The sequence below is a fragment of the Streptomyces sp. NPDC056835 genome (assembly GCF_042789485.1).
Lineage (GTDB): Bacteria > Actinomycetota > Actinomycetes > Streptomycetales > Streptomycetaceae > Streptomyces.
The window spans coordinates 34,296-53,963 of sequence record NZ_JBHUBB010000024.1 but is presented as its reverse complement, the minus strand read 5'-3'; the positions used below and the strand labels follow the sequence as shown (position 1 = coordinate 53,963).

Sequence of the window (19,668 nt, the reverse complement as noted above, 5' to 3'; positions counted from 1 at the left end):
TTAGAGGGACGGGCCGGACGGGGCCTGGGTCAGATGGGCGAACGCGTCCAGGTTCCGGGTGGACTCCCCCCGGGACACCCGCCACGCGTACTCCTTGCGGATCGCACTCGCGAACCCCAGCTCCAGCAGGGTGTTGAACGAACCGTCCGCCGCTTCGAGCACCGAGCCGAGCAGCCGGTCGATCTCGTCCTCGGTGACGGCGGTCAGCGGGAGTTTGCCCGTCAGATAGATGTCCCCGAGCCCGTCGACCGCGTAACCCACCCCGTACAGCCTGAGGTTGCGCTCAAGCAGCCAGCGGTGAACACCCTCCGCGTTCTCGTCGGGGTGCCGGATCACAAAGGCGTTGAGGGACAGCGCGTGCCGGCCGACGCGCAGGGAGCAGGTCGTGGAGAGCTTGCGGGTGCCGGGGAGGGTGACGACGTATGAGCCGGGCTCCGGGCTCTCCCACCCCAGCTCGGCGCCCTTCAGCGTCTGCTCGATGACCCGCGCGGCTCGCGCCGCCGGCGAGGATTCCCGGGAGGTCTGCTGTCCGTCGGCCATGGAGCGAGCGTACGTCAGCGGTGATCGGCACGTGGGCCGGACGACGCCGGTGGAGGCGTGGGGCGTAAGGGCGTAAGGCGTAGGGGTGTAGGGCGTAAGGGCCGCAGGGGGCGTAGGGCGTATCCGAGCGGCGCGCTCGGCCGTCCCGTCCCCGTACGTCAGCCGTGGTGCGCGCGTCCGTGCTGCCGCCGGTGGTCGTGCACCGCGGCCGTGTAGACATCAGCCGTCGTCGACGCCGCCGTGTCCCAGCCGAAGGACTGGGCATGGCGCGCGGCCGCCGCGCCCATCCGGTCCACCAGCTCCGGGTGGTCGAGGAACTCGCGCAGCGCCCGCGCGTAGGCCGCCGGCTCACGGTCCCGGACCAGAAAACCGGTCGACCCGTCCCGTACCGCCACCGGCAGCCCGCCCACGGCCGCCGCCACCACCGGAGTGCCCGCCGCCTGGGCCTCTATGGCGACCAGGCCGAAGGACTCGCTGTACGAGGGCATGACCAGTACGGACGCTGCCCGGAACCAGTCCGCCAGCCGGGTCTGGCCCACCGGCGGCCGGAACCGTACGACATCGGCGATCCCGAGCCGCGCGGCGAGCTTCTGGAGCCCTTCCGGCTTCGCCAGTCCGCTGCCGCTCGGGCCGCCGACGACCGGCACGACCAGCTTTCGGCGCAGCGAGGGATCCTGTTCCAGGAGTACGGCCACGGCGCGCAGCAGCACGTCAGGGGCCTTCAGCGGCTGGATACGGCCCGCGAAGAGCGGGATGAAGGCGTCCTGCGGAAGCCCCAGCCGGGCCCGCGCGGCGGCGCGGCCGTCGGCCGGACAGAAACACTCCAGATTCACCCCGGGGTGGACGACGGCGGCCTTGGCCGGATCCGCTTCGTAGAAGCGGACGAGCTCGGCGGCCTCCTCGTCCGTATTGGCGATCAGCCGGTCGGCGGCGCGCACGATCTGCGTCTCGCCGATGACCCGGGCCGTGGGCTCGGGCCGGTCGCCCTCCGCGAGCGCGGCGTTCTTCACCTTCGCCATGGTGTGCATCGCGTGGACGAGCGGGACGCCCCACCGCTCGGAGGCGAGCCAGCCGACATGGCCGGACAGCCAGTAGTGGGAGTGGACCAGGTCGTAGTAGCCGGGGCGCTGGCCGGCCCACGCCTGCATCACCCCGTGCGTGAAGGCGCAGAGCTGCGCGGGCAGCTCTTCCTTGGCCAGGCCCTCGTACGGGCCGGCGTCCACATGCCGTACGAGCACTCCGGGCGCCAGCTCGACCGCCGGGTCCAGGCCGCCGGTCGTGGCGCGCGTGAAGATCTCCACCTCGATGTCGATGGCGGCCAGCCGCTTCGCCAGCTCGACGATATAGACGTTCATGCCGCCCGCGTCGCCCGTCCCCGGCTGGTGCAGCGGGGAGGTGTGGACGCTGAGCATGGCGATCCGGCGTGGCCGGCGGTGCTGGCCGGGGAGCCTGAGACGGGGCGGTCCCACGAACGTGCCTGCGATACGGGACACGTACTGGCTCACGTCTACGGTCCTCTCGCGCGGAGAATTCGGGGCACGGCGAAGAGAGGGTTGCGGGCCCTCCGAGGCTGACAACAGCGGAATCCCCTCCCGCATTTCCGTTTTGCCAAATCATTACCGGCGGCAGCTCAACCGTCCTCCGCCCTCGTTCTGCCCGCCTTCGCCCCCTTTCGCCCCCCTCCGCCCTCGTTCTCCGCCCTCGCCCGCCGCCTTCGTCCGCCCCTCGTCTCGCGCACCCCTCGCCGGGCCGCTCGGCCACCCGGTGTCGTTACGCTCGTTCCCATGGCGCCCGCGACCTCCCGTTCTCCCCGCCCGGTGGGCACGGTGACCCGCGGCACCACCCACCAGAACCGGCTGCGCCGCATGGACCGCTGGATCACCGCCACGCACGGCCCGGCGCTGCGCCGCTCGGCGGACCCGGTCGTGGTGGATCTGGGGTACGGCGCGGCCCCCTGGACGGCGGTCGAGCTGCTGCGGCGGCTGCGTACGGCGGAGCCGCGTACCGAGGTCGTCGGCGTCGAGATCGATCCGGCCCGGGTCGCCGCCGCGCGCCCGTACGAGCGCGACGGGCTCCGGTTCCGGCACGGCGGCTTCGAGATCCCGCTCCCCGGGGGCGTACGGCCGGTGCTCATCCGCGCGGCCAATGTGCTGCGGCAGTACGACGAGGACGAGGTCGCCGCGGTCTGGGCGCGGCTGTGCGCCCGGCTCGCGCCCGGCGGACTGCTGGTCGAGGGGACGTGCGACGAGATCGGCCGGCGGCATGTGTGGGTCGCGCTCGGCCCCGAGGGGCCCCGGACGGTGACGTTCGCGACCCGGCTCGGCTCGCTGGACCGGCCGTCCGATCTGGCCGAGCGGCTGCCGAAGGCGCTGATCCACCGGAATGTGCCGGGCGAGCCCGTCCACGCGTTCCTGCGCGATTTCGACCGGGCGTGGGCCGCGGCGGCGCCGTACGCCTCGCTGGGCGCGCGGCAGCGGTGGATCAGGGCCGTACGGGATCTGGCGGCCGACTGGCCGCTCGCGGACGATCCGCGCAGACGGCGGCAGGGCGAGGTGACGGTGAACTGGTCGGCGCTCGCGCCCGGTTCGGGTACGGGGAGCACCGGCGCCGGGCCGGGCGGCGGAGGCTGACCGCGGGAACGCGGGCGGCTGCCCGTTCGTCCTCACTGGGGCGAGTGCTTCCCGAGGTGGCTCCTGGGGTGCTACCTGTGAGATGCCAAACCCCTCTGTCCCTTTGGCCGAGGGCATGACACGATCGCGGCGTGAGAAGCGTTTGTTGACGATACGTCAGATTCGTGTCTGTCGTGTCGTCCGGTTCTGTCGTGTCATCCAGTGGTGTTGGCTCGGAGGGGGAGCTTGGTGAACCGACGTCGCAGTGCCGCTGCCGCGATCACCGTGGTCTGCGCGCTCGCCGTACTGGCGTCGCCGGCCCTGATGAACGGGGCGTACGCGGCCCCCGGCCCGCCGCCCACCCCCGGATCGTCAGCGTCGGCCGTCGCACCGCCACCGGTCGAACTCCCGCCCGGCGCCTCGTCGTCGGCCGCCCCCGGCACCACGACCGGCTCGGGCAAGAAGTCCCTCGAAGACATCCGCGAGGAGATCGAGGCCCTTTACCAGAAGGCCGCGTCCGCCACCGACGCGTACAACCTCGCCGAGGAAGAGACCAAGAAGCAGTCGGCCGAGGTCATCGAGCTGGCGGAGGACATCGTCACCGGCCAGTTGCGGATCGACGAGCTGAAGAAGCGCGCGGGCGCCGCCGCCCGCGCGCAGTACCGGGGCGGCGGGCTGCCGCCCGAGGCCCAGCTGGTGCTCACCGACGATCCGCAGCTCTTCCTGGACGCGGTGGGACGAATACAGCAGGGCCAGAAGGCCACCCACGATCTCATCGCCGAGCTCTCCCGGGCGCAGGAAGACCTGAAGACGTACACCACCGACGCCTCCACGCAGTGGCAGCGGCTGGAGGCCGGCCGCGTCAAGAAGGAGAAGGCGAAGAAGGAGATCACGCAGCGGATCGCCGCCGCCGAGAAGCTCGAAGCGAGCCTGGAGAAGGAGGAGCGGGCGCGGCTGGCGCGGCTGGAGAGCGAAGCGGCGCAAAAGGCGCAGACGACCTGGCTCGGTTCCGGCGCGCTGAAGGACATCAACCGCTCGTCGAGCGCGCGGGGCAAGAAGGCGATCACGTTCGCGACGGAGCAGATCGGCAAGCCGTACGTCTGGGGCGCGGAGGGACCGGACTCGTACGACTGCTCGGGGCTCACCTCGCGGGCGTGGGCGGCGGCGGGGCGGCCCATCCCGCGCACCTCGCAGGAGCAGTGGCGGCTGCTGCCCAGGATCGACATCAAGGACATGCGCCCCGGCGACCTGATCATTTACCACCAGGACGCGAGCCATGTCGGGATGTACATCGGGGACGGCGCGATCGTGCACTCGCCCCGTCCTGGACGGAACGTGACGCTGGCGGGGGCGGGCTCGATGCGGATCCTCGGGGTCGTACGCCCGGACAAATAAGGGCGATCCATACCGACCGGCCTCGTACGGACACACCGACCGGCCTCGTAGGGACACACCGACCCGACACACACCGTCCCGACACACACCGACCCGGCACGCACCGTCCCGACACACACCGTCCCGCATGGGAAGTGAGCCGGAGCAGTCGTACGTGATGTTTGTCATGGCCGCGGGGCGCCCGATCGCGCCGGATGCGTGACGGGAAGCGGCATATGACATCGGCTCTTCCCCCGTACGCCATTCCGCTGGGGCGGCGGCTAACGCTATGGTCCCCGTCTGGTGAGGCGTCGATCGTCGCCCCGCCCGCGCCCTCGGGGGGAGGGAAAGGAATCCCAGACCGATGCCCGTACCCGTACCCGTTCCGCGGCAGCGCACAGGTTCAACAGTGGAGAGGCAGCCCGCCGCGGAGACCGCCCAGGGCGGTGACCTCGTCCTGCTGGTCATCGAGGACGACCCGGCCGGCATCTTCACCGCGCCGGAGCTGCCGGAGGGGACCGGCGCGCGCCTGCGTATCCGTACCGCCCGCAACCTCACCGAGGCCGAGCGGCTGCTCACCGACGACATCCACTGCATCCTGGTGGACCTCGCCCTTCCGGGGAGGGACGACAGCGACGAGCTGGCCCCGCTGAAGGACGTCCTGCGGCTCGCACCGCGCCATGCCGTACTCGCGCTGGCGGCGGAGGGCGACGCCGAGCGAGCCGCCGCGGCGGTACGGGTCGGCGCCCAGGACTATCTGTTCCGCGACGAGCTGGACGGCCGGCTGCTGAGCCGCGCCATCCGGTACGCCGTCGAGCGCAAGCGCGCGGATGTCGCGCAGCGCCAGCTGACCGAGTCCCGGCTGCGCGCGCAGGAGAACGCCCGGCTGGAGCGCGGACTGCTGCCCACTCCCCTGCTCCAGGGCTCGGAACTGAGCTTCGCCGCCCGCTACCGGCCCGGCCGCTCCAGGGCCCTGCTGGGCGGGGACTTCTACGACACGGTCCGTACGCCTGACGGCACGGTGCACGCGATGATCGGCGACGTCTGCGGCCATGGCCCCGACGAGGCGGCGCTCGGCGTGGAGCTGCGGATCGCGTGGCGGGCGCTGACGCTGGCGGGGCTCTGCGGCGACCAGCTGCTCTCCACGCTCCAGCAGGTCCTGGAGCACGAGCGGGAGAGCGAGGAGATCTTCGCGACGCTCTGCACGGTCGACATCGCACCGGACGGCCGACGGGCGGGCCTCTGCCTGGCGGGTCATCCGTCACCGCTGATCACCCGCCGGGGGCGGGCGGCGCAGCTGCTCCCGCACGAGGAGGGCGGCCCGGCCCTGGGGCTGCTGCCGCGCGCACGCTGGCCGCGCCGGCAGGTCGAGCTGGGCGGGTCGTGGAGTCTGATGATGTACACGGACGGGCTGATCGAGGGCCGGGTCGGCCCCGACGCGAAGCAGCGTCTCGGCCAGGAGGGCCTGGTGGAGATGGTCAGCCGCCAGCTGGCCGAGGGCCTGAGCGGCGACGACCTGCTGGAGGCGGCGGTCGCCCGGGCACGCGAACTGAACGGCGGGGAGCTGACGGACGACGTGGCGGTCCTGCTGCTCGGCCGGGGCGGCGCGCGGCCACCCGCGCGCATCTGATCCGCGTACCGGCGCGTACCACCTGAGCCGCGTGCCTGATTCCGGCGTACCTGATTCCCGCTTGCCTGATCGCAGCTTGCTTGATCGCCGGTGCCTGACCGCCGCTTGCTTGATCGCCGCTTGCTCAGCGGCCGCCGTTGTAGGGGCCGTAAGGACCGTCACTGCTGGAACCGCCGCCACTGCGTCCACCGCCGCCACCGGAGATCGCGTGGACGGCCGGCCGTACGTCGACCATGAAGACGATCGTGGCGACGAGCCCGGCGATCTGGAGGAACAGCATCGGTACGAAGAGGTTCACGGCGACCGTGACACCGAGAATGATCAGCCAGAACTTCTTCGTCTGCTTGTCCGCCGCGCGATAGGCGTCCTCACGAGCCGTGGCGGAGAGGAACAGCGCGATGACTGCCAGGACGAGCATTGCCAGATTGAGCAGCCAGAGAAGTGTGCCGAATCCTTCGAGCAACATGCGGAGCACCGCCTAAGGGGTGGAGGAGACGTCGCGGCCCGTACGCCAAGGTACCTGGATAACGGGCCGGACACCCCCGAGGTGCCCGGCCCGCCTCCGTCGCGGGTGTGCGGTTCGCGGTCGGTTACTTGCCGGCCGGCGGGGTGGACTTCTTCGCCGTCGTTTTGCGCGGGGTGATCTTCTTCGCGGCCGCGGCCGCGGTCTTGGGCTCGGCCTTCTGCGCGGGCTTGACGGCGGGCCTGGAGGCGGGCTTGACCACGGGCTTGACGGCGCTCCTGGTCTGCGCCTTCGTCTCCGTCTTCGGAGCGGGCCTCGGGGCCGTCCTCGGCGTCGGCTCGGGCTCGACGGCGACGGCGATCTCGGTGATCTCGTCCGCGGCCTCACCGCGCCAGGCGCGTACGGTCTGCTCGCCGCGCTCGGCGACCTTCTCGTACGTCTCGCGTGCCTTCACCGCGTACTCCGCGGCCATGCCCACGCTCCGCAGCGCCAGGTCCTGAGCGGTCTCGCCCAGCTTCTTCAGATCGGTGTCGAGCGAGCCGAACACTTCGGTGACCTTGGCCTGAACGGTCGCCTGGGCCTCCTTGGCCTGGACGGAGACCTTCTCCTGGACGGCCTTGGGGTCGGAGTTCCGCACGGCCTCGAACCGCCCGGGGGCCTCGGCCCGCAGCTGCTCGATCAGACCGGGCACCTTCTTGGCCTGCTCGACGGCGATATCGGCGGTACCGGCCGCGAAGTAGAGGGGCGTCGGGTCGGTGAGGGTCTTACGCAGGTCATCGGTGATGGCCATGACTGTGGTCCTCCCGGATCAGTTTGAGGGTGGGGTGGCAGCACTGCCGTCTGTCGTACCGGAACCGCCGGAGGAGCCCCGGGAGCCCCGGGAGCCTCCGGAACCACCGGTGCCTCGGGCGTCGGCACCGGCCGCCCGTCCGGCGGTCCCCGTGTTCTCCGCGGCTTCCGTGTCCTCCGTGCTCTCCGTACTCTCCGTGTCGAGCGCGTTCTCCTTGCGGAACGACTCGTAGATCTGAAGAAGCACCTGCTTCTGACGTTCGTTTATCGAGGGGTCGGCGAGGATGACAGCACGCGTCTCCAGCTCCTCCCGCTCCCGCTCGTCCAACATCCCGGCCTGCACATACAGCGTCTCGGCGGAGATCCGCAGCGCCTTGGCCAGCTGCTGCAGAATGTCCGCGCTCGGCTTGCGCAGCCCGCGCTCGATCTGGCTCAGATACGGATTGGACACCCCGGCGGCATCGGCGAGCTGCCGCAGCGACAGCTGCGCGTTACGCCGCTGCTCGCGCAAGTACTCACCGAGATTGCCGACGTTGAGTGATGCCATACGGCCATCCTGCGTCGCCCCGCTAACTATTGCAAGCGCATGCTTGCAAAAGTGTTCCACGCAACAGCCCGACCCGATGTGGTCGGGGATCAGTTGTCCGTTCCCTGTCTATCTGCGGTTTCCCGCCGAGTCTGCAGTGTGAAGTGAACGGGTCCCGGACGACCTGCGCAGCGAGTTGCTTCACCGTCCCGCGAGGAGGATCGGACCAGTGGCGGTAGCGGGTTGAGGGTTGCGCTCGGTGCAGGCGTCCGTGCGTTCGTCTAACGAATGGTTTTGCCGGAAGGGACTGCGGCAGTGCCGCGCTGTCTCGTGAAGCCACGGCGAGCTGTTGGTGCTGGTGTTCTCGCGCCTGGCGGTCAGGATGGCTGGACTTCGTCGAAGAGGGCCAGGGCTTCGGCGGGGTCCGGGCTCACGAGGCGTTCCAGACCGGCCGTCGTGATCTTCGCCCACCTGCCGGCCCGTGCCCACATCTGTTTCTCGAAGGCGCGGACGGTCTCGTCCAGGTCTTCAGGGCCGGCGGCGATGGACTCGGCGAGTTCGGCGCCTTCCAGCATCGCGAGGTTCGCGCCCGCCCCCAAGGGGGGCATCAGGTGGGCGGCGTCGCCGAGTAGCGTCACCCCGGGGACGTGGGTCCAGGTGTGGGACACGGGCAGGACGTAGAGGGGGCGATGGACGAACGCGGTGCCGTGGCGGAGGAGGTCGAGGACGGGAGCGGCCCAGCCGTCGAACAGAGTCAGCAGGCTCGATCGCATGGCCTCGGTGTCGGCCAGGTCCAGGTTCGTGTGCTCCAGCGGCGCGCGGAACTGGGCGTACACCTTGACGTGGCCGCCGCTGTTGCGCTGGGCGACGAGAGCTCGGTTCACGCCGTACACAGCCACGGAACCGTCGCCGATCAACCGGGCGAGGTCAGGGTGGCGGGTGTCGACGTCGTCCAGGGAGGTCTCGACCAAGGTGACGCCGGTGTAGTGCGGCGTCACCGACGAGACTGCCGGGCGGATCCGGGACCAGGCGCCGTCCGCGCCGACCACGAGGTCGAACGCCTCCTGCCGCCCGTCCGCGAAATGAACCAGTACGCCATCCCGGGTCCCCGGCACCACCTGCGTCACGTCCCGACCCCACTGGACGTCGAGAGCGCCGAGCAGCAGATCACGGAGTTGCCCGCGGTCGATCTCGGGATTGGCCCGGTCATCTGGACGGGGTCGCCAGTCGCGCAGGACGGTCCCGTCCGCGTCCAGGATGCGCATGGCCTGTCCCTCGGGGCGAGACAGCGCCTGGAACTCCGCCAGCAGCCCCGCCTTGTCCAGCGCGAGCTGGCCCAGCCCTTCGTGCAGGTCCAGCGTGCCGCCCGGGGGGCGGGCGTCGGGGGCGGCATCGCGTTCGAGGATGGTGACGGGGTGACCGTGGCGGTGCAGGACGCGGGCGAAGGTAAGGCCGGCAGGACCGCTCCCGACCACTGCGATGCGATGTCTCATACCGATACACTGTATTGCTCGTATACGGCGCATCGCAACGGTACGGTGTGGGCATGACTGTCTGGGACCGGCCGGAGCCGCCGACTCGCCCCGTGCCGCTCGACCGGGAGCGGATTGTCGCCGCTGCCATCGCACTGGCCGACGAGGGCGGGCTGGAGGCGGTGTCGGTGCGCAAGGTCGCGACCCGCCTGGACGCCGGTCCGATGCGGCTGTACAGATACATCTCCACCAAGGAGGAGCTGTTCGACCTCATGGTGGACGAGGTCCACGCCGAGATTCTCCCCGAGGAGCAGCCCGGTGACTGGCGGGAGGCGTTGCGCATCCTTGCCCAGCGCACCAGGCAGGCCGCTCTCCGCCACGAATGGCTGGCCGACCTGCTCGGCGGTCGCCCGGCCCTGGGTCCGAACGGCCTTGCCGTGACCGAGGCCACACTGGCCGCCTTCGACGGCCTCACCGACGTCGACACCGTCATGCGCGCCGTGGAGACTGTCAGCGCCTACTTCATTGGCGCGATCAGGCGCGAGATCGCGAACCTGCGGGCCGAGCGCGCCACGGGCTTGTCCAAGCACGACTGGCAGCGCGCCCACGGCCCGCATGTGACGAGAATGCTGGCCTCCGGCCTCTTCCCGGCGCTGGCCAAGGCCGTGTACGACGGCACGGACGTGGACGCCGAGACATCCTTCGCGACCGGCCTGGACTGGGTCCTCGACGCCGTGGCCGCCAAACTGACCCGGCCGCCGGCGTGACGTTCAGCTCTTGCCGAATGTGAGCGAGGTCGGGGTCGGTATCCACGGGGGTGCGGGGCTTCTGCAAAGTGGCATACATGGGGCTGGGTGTGCTGGAGGGGACGAAGCCGTCACATGTAGACGGCTTCGAGGTCGGCCGGCGGGACGACCATGGTGGACATCGACCGCCGTTGGCGGATGCGGTCTCGGTGCCGTTCGAGGCCGGGCGGCCGGTCCGCGGCTTCCCGTCATGTCGCGGCAACGGCATTTCCCTGGGTTGTATTGGTCGTCGACGACCGGTGGGCACGTGGGGTTCGAGTCCTGGCTGGAACGGATCACGCGATGCTGCTCGACTTCACGCCGCAGGTGATGGGGCTGCTGTCGCAGCCGTTGTGGCTGTTCTGGGAGGACGAGCGGGGCAAGCGGATCTCGCATGCTCCGGACTACTTCGCTCGGTTCGAGAACGGGCGGGGGCTGGTGGTGGACTGCCGGTCGCTGGACCGGATCGACGCACGGTCGGCGGCCAAGTTCGCAGCGGCGCGGGCGGCTTGTGAGGCGGTGGGGTGGGGATACCGCGTCGTCGGCGAGGTCGATCCGGTACGGATGGTGAACGTCCGCTGGCTGGCGGGATACCGGCACCCACGGCATGGGCCGATGACGGGCTCTCGGCCCGGTCGCTGGCCCTGTTCTCGATGCCGTCGCCGCTGGTGGCACATGCTGCGCTGCTCGGTGATCCGATCGCGGTGTTGCCGACGGTGTTCCACCTGCTCTGGCTGGGACGGCTGACAGCGGATCTGTCGCGCCCCCTGTCGGATGACACGCTGGTGTCGCGGGCGGAGGCTCCGTGAGCGGGCACTCAGGGACACGGGCAGTGTTGCGGGTTGGGAATCGGGTGCGGCCAGAGAACCGATCAGGGCCGCATGCCACCGTTCGCACTGTTGGACATCGTGCCGGAGCGGGAAGCCGAGAAAGCGATGGCCTGGGAACGGCATGTGACCGAGGTGGAGATCGGCAGGCCGCTGGATGCTGATCCCACAGCCCTCGGACCTGCACCAGAAGCCGCTCCCACGTACCGTCGGCCGACCAGCGACGATGCCGCTTGTACACCGTCTCCCACGGCCCGAACCGCTCCGGCAGATCACGCCACTGAACCCCCGTCCGGACCCGGAACAGGACACCGTCGATCACCTTGCGGTGATCACTCCAGCGACCACCACGACTCCCGCCGCGAGGCAAGAGCGGCTCAAGACGCTCCCACTCCGCGTTCGTCAACGCACCTCGTCCAGTCACATGAGAGAGCCTGGACCTGCACACCAGGCCCTGTCACCAGATCCGAGAAACAGAACCTAGGCGTCCCGGTGTTGGTCCCGGACCTCGGGGCGTTGCTGGAAGCCGGCCGACCTGTAGGTGGCGACGGCGCCGGCATTGGAGCTCGGGGTGCAGACGATCGCGCTCGACGAGCCCAGCTCCTGGAGTGCGGCAGCCGCGGCGACGGTGATCGCCTTGCCGTGGCCGTGACGGCGATGTTCCCGGTGCACGCCCATCGGTTCGAGCAACCCGGGCCTGCCCGGACCGGCCGACCACACCGTCACCGACGCCACCGCGTTGCCCCGGTCGTCGTACGCGACCAGACACCGGGCGTCGGCGTACGGCAATCCGGCCGCCATCGCGTGCCAGCGCTCGTCCGTGAACCTCGACCCGCCGAACGCTGCCCGATGTACGGCGGCACACACGTGCGCCCGCTCCGGCCCGACCACCTCGATCCGCACGCCGGGGTCATCCACCGGCTCCGTGAGGTCGCGGCGCAGCGGAGTCCACGGCTCGCCGGCGCTCCAGCCGTCCTCGAACAGCAGATCCTGGACCAGTGCACCCGTCGGCGCCTCGATATCCGCCTTCCCCTCGGGCAGCACCCCGCGCTCCGGCACGGTCACGTCTTCAACCAACCGCCGCGCCAGCTCCTCCTCCCGCTGAGCGTCCGGCGCGATCGTCAGCCGCAACAGCCCTGGACCGTCCAGCAGCCCGACGGCGAGAATCTGTCCGTCCCTGCTCCACGTCCTGACCGCCGCGGCGGTCGCTTCCGCACCTGACCGCCAGAACCAGGCCAGGTCCCCCGGATGCAGTTGCATCGGCGCCCCGTCGTACTGCCACTCCCGCAGCACGCCCACAGCATCGCTCAGCCCGTCGACTCCCGGCTTGCCCAGCACAATCGCCATGCCCCGATCACACACCACCGCACCGACGGATCGCACCTGGTTTCCGACCGGCCGACGTGGTGCGGGTTCGGGGACTCGGGGAGGCAGCCGGTGATCGCGAGTTCACCGTCTCCACGCCGGCGCTGGACGAGTCATTCCGAAGGAGCGTCGTCCGCCGCCGGGCAGACGGGACTTCGGAATGACCGTCTAGCGTTGGTCCCATGATCGTATGGCTCAACGGCACCCACGGCGCGGGCAAGACGACGACCAGCGCACTCGTGCAGCGGCTGATCCCGGATTCACGGGTGTTCGACGCCGAGAAGGTCGGCGAGACACTCATGGACATCACGCCGGGGCTGCCCGCGACGGACAACTTCCAGCACTGGCCGCCGTGGCGGCCACTCGTCGTCGAGACCGCCCGCCGCGTACTCGACTACACCGGCGGCACTCTGGTGGTGCCCATGACTGTCCTGGTCGAGCAGTACTGGCGCGAGATCAGCACGGGCCTCGCCCACCATGCCATTCCGGTACGGCACTTCGTCCTCCACGCCGACCAGGACACCCTCCGCGGGCGCATCGCGGGGGACACTGTCCTCGGCCCCAACTCCCCGTTCCGTCTCAAATACCTTGAGCCCTATGCCGAGGCGGCCCGCACATGGCTGCACGGCGAGGCCGAGGTCGTCGACACCACGCACCTCACGCCCGCCCAGGCCGCCCTGCGGATCGCGGAGGCCGTCAAGAGTGAGGTCCACCCGCCACGCGAAACAGGCGCGGGTGGCAACAGAGCAGGTGGCAACAGAGAACGACCTTCCGGTGTCGAGCAGTGCGGATAACGGTGAGGAAGTCCCGCGGCCTCGCCCTGGCAAAAAACCATGGGGCACGCCCACAGCATGGGAGATCATGAAGCATGCGACCGGATGACTGGCACCTCACCGAAGACGTCGACGGATTTCTCGCCCGAGCCGGAGACTTCCTCCGCTCGCGGCCCGGCCCGCATGTCATGCCGCTGACGTGGGCCGAGAGACTGCGAACGCGTGGGGCGGACGCGTTCGGCACCGAAGCCCCCGTCTTCGGCACGCTGGAGCACGCGGGCGAGATCCACGCCACCTTCTACCGCCTCCCGTCCGGCGCCCTGGGCCTCACCCCGCTCACGCCCGAGCAGGCCGATACCCTCGCCGCACGCCTGGCCGCCCTCGGACACACCCTTCCGTCCGTCAGCGCGGACCACAGCACCGCCACCGCTTTCGCCGAGGCCTGGCAGCGGCACACCGGCGCGACGCCGAAGATCCGCGACACGCGGCTGTGTCTGTACCGCCTCGACACGCTCACCCCGCCGGAGCCGATGCCTGCGGGCTCGGGCCGCCTCCTGGGCGAGCAGGACCATGAGCAAGTCATGCACTGGTGCGGCGAGTTCGCCAAGGCCGTCGGGGAAGTCGTCTCCATAGACGCCGACTCCTGGGCCGGCACACGCTACGCCGACAAGCGCTACACGTTCTGGGAGACCCCCGACGGCACTCCCGTCTCCATCGCGGGCATGAACCCGCTGATCGGCGGCCAGATCCAGGTGGACATCGTCTACACCCCGGCCCACCTGCGTGGTCGCGGCTACGCGGGCGCCGTCGCGGCGGAGGTGAGCCGGGCCGCGCTGGCCGCGGGCGCGAAGGACGTCGTGCTGTTCGCGGACCTGTCCAACCCCACCAGCAACGCCCTCTACCAGCGCATCGGGTACGTCCCGGTTACCGAATTCTCCGCGTACGTCTTCACGAGTGACGCGCCGGACGGCGGCTGAGAACTCCGGAGGGTTCCGCTCCGGAGGGTTCCGCTCCGGGAGGTTCAGCTCCGGGGGTTCCGCCGGCGTGCGCCACGATGCCCTTCGGGTGATCGCGCCGGCTCGCCGCCGTAGCGACGCACCCGCTTGCGCATGAGGCATAAGGTGTTGCCTATGACGCAAGACGATGAAGATCTCGACAGCCTGGTACGCAAACGGATCCGCGCTCTGCGCATGGCGCAGGGCTGGTCCCTGGACGAGCTGGCCACCCGCGCCCGGCTCAGCCCCTCCACGCTCAGCCGGATCGAGAACGGTCAGCGCCGCCTCGCCGTGGATCAGCTCGTCACCCTCGCCCGCGCCCTGGACACCACGCTCGACCAACTGGTCGAGACGGCCACGGACGACGTCATCTCCAGCCCGATGATCGACGCCGCCCACCAGCTGATGCGCTGGCCCATCCGGGCGGACCCGGGCATGACCGTCGTACGCCAGCGCATGACGAACCCACCGCCCGACAGCCCCTCACGCATGCGCGCCCACCCGGGCCGCGAATGGCTTGTCGTCCTCTCCGGCACCGCCGTCCTTCTACTGGGCAACCGGCGCTTCCGCGTGGAAACCAACCAAGCCGCCGAGTTCCCCACGATGCTCCCGCACGCCATCGGCGCCGAGGGCGGGCCATGCGAACTCCTGGGCATCTTCGACCGTGACGCCCGCCGCGGCCACCAGCGCAACAACAGCAGCACCGGCAGACCTGCCGGCACCACCGGCACCGGGAACGCGAACAGCCCGTCGCTTTGAACCCAGCCCCGCCCTACGGCTCCTACTCCTCGCGACAGCGGCCTGCCGCTTGCGCGGCGAGCAGGCAAAGCACCCACCATCTTGCTCTTCCGGAAAGGGACCGGGCCGGGCGCTCGCGATCCTCCTACCGTGGGCGCCATGACACACGCATCCCCACACGCCTCACACACGGCGCACGACCACGGCTCCCACCCGGCCCACGAACCGGCCCACGAAGCGGGGCACGACACCGACGGCCAGACGGAAATCCTCGACCTGGACGCCGAGGTGCTGGCCGAACACATCGCCTCCATCACCGCATGGCTGCCCGTCACAGCGAGCCCACGCCACATCGTGGATCTGGGCTGCGGAACCGGGGCCGGCACCCTCGCACTGCTCAAGCGCTTCCCCAAAGCCGAGGTGACCGCCGTCGACACCTCGACCAGCCACCTGCACCGCCTGCGGCACAAGGCCGAGGCAGCCGGTCTCGCCGATCGGGTGCGCACTGTTGAGGCCGACCTCGACGGGGCCTGGCCAGAACTCGGCACGCCCGATCTCGTATGGGCGTCAGCCTCCATGCACCACATGGCCGACCCCGATCGCACCCTGCGCCAAGTCCACGACACACTCGCCCCCGACGGGCTGTTCGCCGTCGTCGAACTGGCGGGCTTCCCGCGCTTCCTGCCCGAAGACGCCCCGGCGAACCGTCCCGGACTCGAAGAACGCTGCCACACCGCACTCGACCGCCACCATGCCGAGCAGGTGCCCCACCGCGGCGCCGACTGGGGACCCAAGCTGACCGCCGCCGGCTTCACCGTCGAGGGCGAACGTGTCATCACCGTCAACCTGGGCCCGCCCCACACCGAGGCCGTCGGCCGCTACGCACTCAGCAGCCTGACCCGTATACGCGGCGGCGTCGCCCAGGCGCTGACGACCGAAGACCTCACCGCACTCGACCAACTGCTCGACACCGACAGCCCTCACAGCATCCTGCGCCGCGACGATCTGACGGTACGCACCGAGCGCACGGTGTGGGCCGCACGCCGCACCTGAACACCGGCGGTGATCCGCGGGACGCCGCGTACCCCGTCCGGCCTGGGCGTTCGTCCGGCCTGGGCGTTCGTCCGGCCTGGGCGTTCGTCCGGCCTGGGCGTTCGTCCGGCCTGGGCGTTCGTCCGGCCTGGGCGTTCGTCCGGCCGGCGTCAGGAGCTTGTGAGGATGACGAGTCGCTGGGTCGCCCGGGTCATCGCGACATAGCGGTCGACCGCCCCTTCGACGCCCTCACCGAACGCCTCGGGGTCCACAAGGACGACCAGGTCGAACTCAAGCCCCTTCGCCAGCTCCGGGGTCAGCGACCGTACGCGGGACGTCGTCCGGAATGTGGGGTCGCCGATGACGCAGGCGATCCCATCGGCATGGGCGGCGAGCCAGGTGTCGAGGGTCGAGCGCAGATCCGATACGGATCCGTGTACGACGGGGACATCGCTGCCGCGGATGGAGGTCGGCACATTGGCGTCCGGGAGCACGGCCCGGATGACCGGCTCGGCTTCGGCCATGATCTCTTTCGGCGTCCGGTAGTTGATGCTCAGGGAGGCCAGGTTGATCCGGTCGAGCCCGATACGCTCCAGCCGTTCCTGCCACGACTCCGTGAACCCGTGCCTGGCCTGGGCACGATCCCCGACGATGGTGAAGCTCCGGGACGGGCAGCGGAGGAGCAACATCTGCCACTCCGCGTCGGTCAGTTCCTGGGCCTCGTCCACGACGACGTGCGCGAACGGGCCGGCGAGCAGGTCCGGTTCGATGCCGGGCGACACGGTCTCGTCCACCAGGCTGTGCCGTGCGTCCTCGCCGCGCAGCATCGTCAGCACACCCTCACCGTCGGCCTCGGACTCGGCCTCAAGCAGGGCGTCGACGACCTTCGCCATCTGCTCGCGTTCGGCGGCGAGAGAGGCCTCGTGCCGACGCTTGCGCCGCGACGTCTCCGGGTCGCCGAGCCGCTGCCGTGCCGCGTCCAGGAACGGCAGGTCGGACACCGTCCATGCCTGGGCCTCCTCGCGCCGCAACCGCGCCACGTCGTCGGGGCCGAGCCAGGGAGCGCACATCCGCAGATAGGCGGGTACCGACCACAGATCCCCTACGAGGTCGGCCGCTTCGAGCAGTGGCCACGCGCGGTTGAAGGTCGTGACCAGTTCCCTGTTCCGCAGCAGCGACTTGCGGAGCTGGTCGGCGGAGACGTCGCCGTCGTGCTTGTCCACCAGGATCGTGAGCAGTTCCTCCCAGACCTGGTCGCGCGCCTCGTTGTGCGGAGTACCGGGTTCCGCCGCTTCGAACGCCACGGCCCAGTCGTCGGCGCTCAGCCAGATGTCGGACCAGTGGGTCGTGATCGTCATCCCCTTGGTGGGCGGCTCCTCGTAGAACCTGACGGCCGTCTCGACCGCCTTCACCAGCTTCGCGGACGACTTCAGGAGGGCCACGTCCGGATCCGCCTCGGTCGCCGCCTCGGCTCCCTCCGCGACGAGGTCCCGCAGGGTGCAGGTCTGCACGCCCTCCTCTCCGAGGCTGGGGAGGACGTCGGCCACGTACCCCAGGTAGGGCTGGTGCGGGCCGACGAAGAGCACGCCGCCGCGGCGGTGACCGAGGCGTGGGTCGGTGTAGAGGAGGTAGGCGGAGCGATGCAGAGCGACGACGGTCTTCCCCGTGCCCGGACCGCCGTCGACGACGAGAGCGCCGCGGGATCCCGCACGGATGATGGCGTCCTGGTCGGCCTGGATGGTGCCGAGGACGTCTCGCATCCGTGCCGAACGGTTCCCGCCCAGGCTGGCGATGAAGGCGGACTGGTCGTCGAGCGCGGCATGCCCGGCGAATCCGTCCGAGGTGAACACCTCGTCCCAGTAGTCGCCGATCCGGCCGCGGGTCCAGCGATACCTGCGGCGGCTTGCCAGACCCATCGGGTTGGCGTGGGTGGCTCCGAAGAACGGCTCGACCGCGGGGGAACGCCAGTCGAGCAGCAGCCGACGGCCCGTGCTGTCCGTAAGGCCAAGTCGCCCCACGTACACGGGCTCGGGGTCGTCCGCGCTGACCATGCGTCCAAGGCACAGGTCCAGACCGAAGCGGCGCAGTGCGCGCAGGCGAGAGGTCAACCGGTGAATCTCCGTGTCCCGGTCCATCGCCTGCCTGCCTATGCCGCCGGGCGCCCTGCGCTCGGCGTCGAGGCGGTCGGACAGGTCGGCGATCGACTGCGCCAGGCACTCCGCGATGGCCGCGAAGTGCTGCTCATCACCGGCGATCAGTGTCGGGTCGGCCTTGGGGGAAAGGCGGTCGGGAAGGTCAAACGCACTGGTAGTCAGGGGGTTCACCGTCATCAGCTCCGATCTGAGGCCGCCGCTTGCGGCCATTGCGCGCGCCAGGACGTCCGGACCCGCGTGACGGACGGACCTGGTGGCCATGGCGAGCAACGCTCCGACGCTCCCCCAGGTTCTGGCTTCGGCCAGTGATTCTGCGGCACGACCCGGGTCTTGCCGCAAGCCCCCCGGTGCGCTATACGTTGAGAGTGGAAAGGAGCGGGTACTCCCCTTTCCCTCGTTCGGTCGTGACCACGCGCGCGCACGCGCGCCGTAAAAAGGCACGGCACGGCCACCAAGTTCAGTGGGCGGACGGGTTCCGCCAGATGAAGACCTCGGTGCTCGGCTGACGCTCGGAGAAGCGGCCCGCCCGCGAGGTCTCCCTCAGCAGTCGGCCGAGGTCCGCCTCAAAGTCGTCACGCCGCGTGCCGAACAGGTGGGGTGCGGAAGAGGACGTCGAGAACACCAAAGCCACGACCTCATCGCAGGACCGCTCCAGCGCCTGCCCCCCGGGTACGACATACCGCTCCGGGCCCGAAAAGCCCGCCCGGCCGAGCACGGCGGCCTCACCGCTGGGCGTTCCGTACCGCAGTACCCCACGGCCGGCCCGTCGGACCGGGCCCAGGTACTGCCCGACCAGATCGTTGATGGCCGCATAGGGCACCCCCGGATACGGAAGACCGTCGACAGCTCGCGTTTCCGTCTTCAGGTCCGAGATATGCACCAGGGCACCACCCGCCGGCCGGAGCATGCTCCTGACGGTCGCCGCCACCAGGTCACGGTCCATCCAGTGGAAGGACTGACCGAACGTCGCGACGGTGAACGTGCCGAGTCCCGCGGGCAGTTCCTCGGCACGAACCTGGACCCACCTCGTCTTCCGCGCCACCCCCGCCTCGTCGGCCTGCTGCCCGGCTTCGGCGATCATGCCGCTGTCCGGGTCCACGCCGACCACCTCGCTGAACAGACGCGCCAAGCTCAGAGCGAGAGTGCCGGGCCCGCAGCCCACATCGAGCAGACGCCCCCGGCCGTCGAGCGTCAGGACCTCGGCGAGCAGTTCCGCGAGCCCGGGCGCGTACGGGAGCCGCCCACGCCGGTAGTAGGGAGCGGAGCCCAAGAACAGTGTGTCGTCCCACTCCCAGCCTTCAGGCATACCGGCCTGCCGCCCTTCTCACACGAACTCACGAACTCACGAACTCACGGACTCACGGACCGATGACTCACGGCGCACGGCTCTACGGCTCTACGGCTCTACGGCTCTACGGCTCTACGGCTCTACGGCCCGATCATGCCCGATCCGAACGCCCCCCTCTGACGCTCCTCGGGTTTTCCCCGGATCGGACCGGGATGCCGGTCCGACGGGAACCGGGGCGCGGAATTCCCAGGTTTGTGATCAGGAGCAGAAGCGCGCCCCCGCGAGGGTGCGATGACTTTCCAGGGGAGC

General features: G+C 70.3%; 17 protein-coding genes and 2 pseudogenes. 9 read left to right on the top strand and 10 right to left on the bottom strand.

Translation table 11 applies throughout. The features are described from left to right. Both ACFRMN_RS25730 and mshA read right to left on the bottom strand, forming a co-directional pair. The gene (locus ACFRMN_RS25730; protein WP_383023209.1) at window positions 1-540 is read right to left on the bottom strand and encodes a YbjN domain-containing protein; all 540 of its coding nucleotides are present in this window, start codon (window positions 538-540) and stop codon (window positions 1-3) included. Window positions 541-698: 158 nt separating this feature from the next. After that, window positions 699-2,045 (bottom strand): D-inositol-3-phosphate glycosyltransferase, encoded by a 1,347-nt coding sequence (mshA, locus tag ACFRMN_RS25725; protein WP_383023207.1) that lies wholly within the window; start codon window positions 2,043-2,045, stop codon window positions 699-701. Window positions 2,046-2,324: 279 nt separating this feature from the next. Between mshA and ACFRMN_RS25720 the strand changes: the two genes are divergently transcribed. The 3 genes from ACFRMN_RS25720 (at window position 2,325) to ACFRMN_RS25710 (ending at window position 6,153) form a co-directional block, all read left to right on the top strand. Further along, window positions 2,325-3,170: a class I SAM-dependent methyltransferase gene (locus ACFRMN_RS25720; protein ID WP_383023205.1), complete on the top strand. Its 846-nt coding sequence runs from the start codon at window positions 2,325-2,327 to the stop codon at window positions 3,168-3,170. 228 nt (window positions 3,171-3,398) lie between these two features. After that, a complete protein-coding gene (locus tag ACFRMN_RS25715; RefSeq protein WP_383023203.1) occupies window positions 3,399-4,544 on the top strand; it encodes an NlpC/P60 family protein in 1,146 nt (381 codons plus the stop codon). A 343-nt stretch (window positions 4,545-4,887) separates the two neighbouring features. After that, complete coding sequence (locus ACFRMN_RS25710) at window positions 4,888-6,153, top strand: PP2C family protein-serine/threonine phosphatase (RefSeq protein WP_383023202.1); 1,266 nt, start codon at window positions 4,888-4,890, stop codon at window positions 6,151-6,153. Between the two features lie 124 nt (window positions 6,154-6,277). Here the strand turns inward: ACFRMN_RS25710 and ACFRMN_RS25705 are convergent, their stop codons facing one another. The 4 genes from ACFRMN_RS25705 to ACFRMN_RS25690 form a co-directional block, all read right to left on the bottom strand. Beyond that, window positions 6,278-6,619 carry a DUF2516 family protein gene (locus ACFRMN_RS25705; protein ID WP_383023200.1) on the bottom strand — a complete coding sequence of 114 codons (342 nt, stop codon included), beginning with the start codon at window positions 6,617-6,619 and terminating at the stop codon, window positions 6,278-6,280. Between the two features lie 124 nt (window positions 6,620-6,743). Continuing rightward, on the bottom strand, window positions 6,744-7,406 hold the full coding sequence (locus ACFRMN_RS25700; protein WP_383023198.1) for a hypothetical protein: 663 nt from the start codon (window positions 7,404-7,406) through the stop codon (window positions 6,744-6,746). A gap of 18 nt (window positions 7,407-7,424) precedes the next feature. Beyond that, the gene (locus ACFRMN_RS25695) at window positions 7,425-7,952 is read right to left on the bottom strand and encodes a helix-turn-helix domain-containing protein (protein ID WP_383023196.1); all 528 of its coding nucleotides are present in this window, start codon (window positions 7,950-7,952) and stop codon (window positions 7,425-7,427) included. Between the two features lie 356 nt (window positions 7,953-8,308). Continuing rightward, window positions 8,309-9,424: an FAD-dependent oxidoreductase gene (locus tag ACFRMN_RS25690; protein ID WP_383023195.1), complete on the bottom strand. Its 1,116-nt coding sequence runs from the start codon at window positions 9,422-9,424 to the stop codon at window positions 8,309-8,311. A 53-nt stretch (window positions 9,425-9,477) separates the two neighbouring features. Here ACFRMN_RS25690 and ACFRMN_RS25685 point away from each other — a divergent pair, with 53 nt between their 5' ends. Together ACFRMN_RS25685 and ACFRMN_RS25680 are read left to right on the top strand one after the other, a co-directional pair. Next, window positions 9,478-10,170 carry a TetR/AcrR family transcriptional regulator gene (locus tag ACFRMN_RS25685; RefSeq protein WP_383023193.1) on the top strand — a complete coding sequence of 231 codons (693 nt, stop codon included), beginning with the start codon at window positions 9,478-9,480 and terminating at the stop codon, window positions 10,168-10,170. A 321-nt stretch (window positions 10,171-10,491) separates the two neighbouring features. Next, window positions 10,492-10,935: a TnsA-like heteromeric transposase endonuclease subunit gene (locus ACFRMN_RS25680; protein ID WP_383023191.1), complete on the top strand. Its 444-nt coding sequence runs from the start codon at window positions 10,492-10,494 to the stop codon at window positions 10,933-10,935. 255 nt (window positions 10,936-11,190) lie between these two features. Here the strand turns inward: ACFRMN_RS25680 and ACFRMN_RS25675 are convergent. Further along, window positions 11,191-11,439 (bottom strand): annotated as a pseudogene (locus ACFRMN_RS25675) (transposase); the annotation flags it as partial. A gap of 56 nt (window positions 11,440-11,495) precedes the next feature. Further along, window positions 11,496-12,362 (bottom strand): GNAT family N-acetyltransferase, encoded by an 867-nt coding sequence (locus ACFRMN_RS25670; protein WP_383023189.1) that lies wholly within the window; start codon window positions 12,360-12,362, stop codon window positions 11,496-11,498. Between the two features lie 200 nt (window positions 12,363-12,562). Between ACFRMN_RS25670 and ACFRMN_RS25665 the strand changes: the two are divergent. The 4 genes and pseudogenes from ACFRMN_RS25665 to ACFRMN_RS25650 form a co-directional block, all read left to right on the top strand. Next, window positions 12,563-13,084, top strand: a pseudogene (locus tag ACFRMN_RS25665) (ATP-binding protein); the annotation flags it as partial. A 164-nt stretch (window positions 13,085-13,248) separates the two neighbouring features. After that, window positions 13,249-14,130: a GNAT family N-acetyltransferase gene (locus ACFRMN_RS25660; protein ID WP_383023187.1), complete on the top strand. Its 882-nt coding sequence runs from the start codon at window positions 13,249-13,251 to the stop codon at window positions 14,128-14,130. 153 nt (window positions 14,131-14,283) lie between these two features. Continuing rightward, window positions 14,284-14,907 (top strand): helix-turn-helix domain-containing protein, encoded by a 624-nt coding sequence (locus ACFRMN_RS25655; RefSeq protein ID WP_383023185.1) that lies wholly within the window; start codon window positions 14,284-14,286, stop codon window positions 14,905-14,907. Window positions 14,908-15,045: 138 nt separating this feature from the next. After that, window positions 15,046-15,939, top strand: coding sequence for a class I SAM-dependent methyltransferase (locus ACFRMN_RS25650; protein WP_383023184.1), 894 nt, complete (start codon window positions 15,046-15,048; stop codon window positions 15,937-15,939). 149 nt (window positions 15,940-16,088) lie between these two features. Here the strand turns inward: ACFRMN_RS25650 and helR are convergent, their stop codons facing one another. Together helR and ACFRMN_RS25640 are read right to left on the bottom strand one after the other, a co-directional pair. Continuing rightward, window positions 16,089-18,242 (bottom strand): RNA polymerase recycling motor ATPase HelR, encoded by a 2,154-nt coding sequence (helR, locus tag ACFRMN_RS25645; RefSeq protein ID WP_383023182.1) that lies wholly within the window; start codon window positions 18,240-18,242, stop codon window positions 16,089-16,091. Between the two features lie 286 nt (window positions 18,243-18,528). Continuing rightward, the gene (locus ACFRMN_RS25640) at window positions 18,529-19,377 is read right to left on the bottom strand and encodes a class I SAM-dependent methyltransferase (protein ID WP_383023181.1); all 849 of its coding nucleotides are present in this window, start codon (window positions 19,375-19,377) and stop codon (window positions 18,529-18,531) included. Window positions 19,378-19,668: the final 291 nt, after the last annotated feature.

What these genes read in the sequence shown, in the direction of transcription:
- ACFRMN_RS25730 (WP_383023209.1), bottom strand. Translation starts at nt 540, where the DNA reads ATGGCCGACGGACAGCAGACCTCCCGGGAATCCTCGCCGGCGGCGCGA.
- ACFRMN_RS25720 (WP_383023205.1), top strand. Translation starts at nt 2,325, where the DNA reads ATGGCGCCCGCGACCTCCCGTTCTCCCCGCCCGGTGGGCACGGTGACC.
- ACFRMN_RS25710 (WP_383023202.1), top strand. Translation starts at nt 4,888, where the DNA reads ATGCCCGTACCCGTACCCGTTCCGCGGCAGCGCACAGGTTCAACAGTG.
- ACFRMN_RS25705 (WP_383023200.1), bottom strand. Translation starts at nt 6,619, where the DNA reads ATGTTGCTCGAAGGATTCGGCACACTTCTCTGGCTGCTCAATCTGGCA.
- ACFRMN_RS25700 (WP_383023198.1), bottom strand. Translation starts at nt 7,406, where the DNA reads ATGGCCATCACCGATGACCTGCGTAAGACCCTCACCGACCCGACGCCC.
- ACFRMN_RS25695 (WP_383023196.1), bottom strand. Translation starts at nt 7,952, where the DNA reads ATGGCATCACTCAACGTCGGCAATCTCGGTGAGTACTTGCGCGAGCAG.
- ACFRMN_RS25690 (WP_383023195.1), bottom strand. Translation starts at nt 9,424, where the DNA reads ATGAGACATCGCATCGCAGTGGTCGGGAGCGGTCCTGCCGGCCTTACC.
- ACFRMN_RS25685 (WP_383023193.1), top strand. Translation starts at nt 9,478, where the DNA reads ATGACTGTCTGGGACCGGCCGGAGCCGCCGACTCGCCCCGTGCCGCTC.
- ACFRMN_RS25680 (WP_383023191.1), top strand. Translation starts at nt 10,492, where the DNA reads ATGCTGCTCGACTTCACGCCGCAGGTGATGGGGCTGCTGTCGCAGCCG.
- ACFRMN_RS25670 (WP_383023189.1), bottom strand. Translation starts at nt 12,362, where the DNA reads ATGGCGATTGTGCTGGGCAAGCCGGGAGTCGACGGGCTGAGCGATGCT.
- ACFRMN_RS25660 (WP_383023187.1), top strand. Translation starts at nt 13,249, where the DNA reads ATGCGACCGGATGACTGGCACCTCACCGAAGACGTCGACGGATTTCTC.
- ACFRMN_RS25655 (WP_383023185.1), top strand. Translation starts at nt 14,284, where the DNA reads ATGACGCAAGACGATGAAGATCTCGACAGCCTGGTACGCAAACGGATC.
- ACFRMN_RS25650 (WP_383023184.1), top strand. Translation starts at nt 15,046, where the DNA reads ATGACACACGCATCCCCACACGCCTCACACACGGCGCACGACCACGGC.
- ACFRMN_RS25640 (WP_383023181.1), bottom strand. Translation starts at nt 19,377, where the DNA reads ATGCCTGAAGGCTGGGAGTGGGACGACACACTGTTCTTGGGCTCCGCT.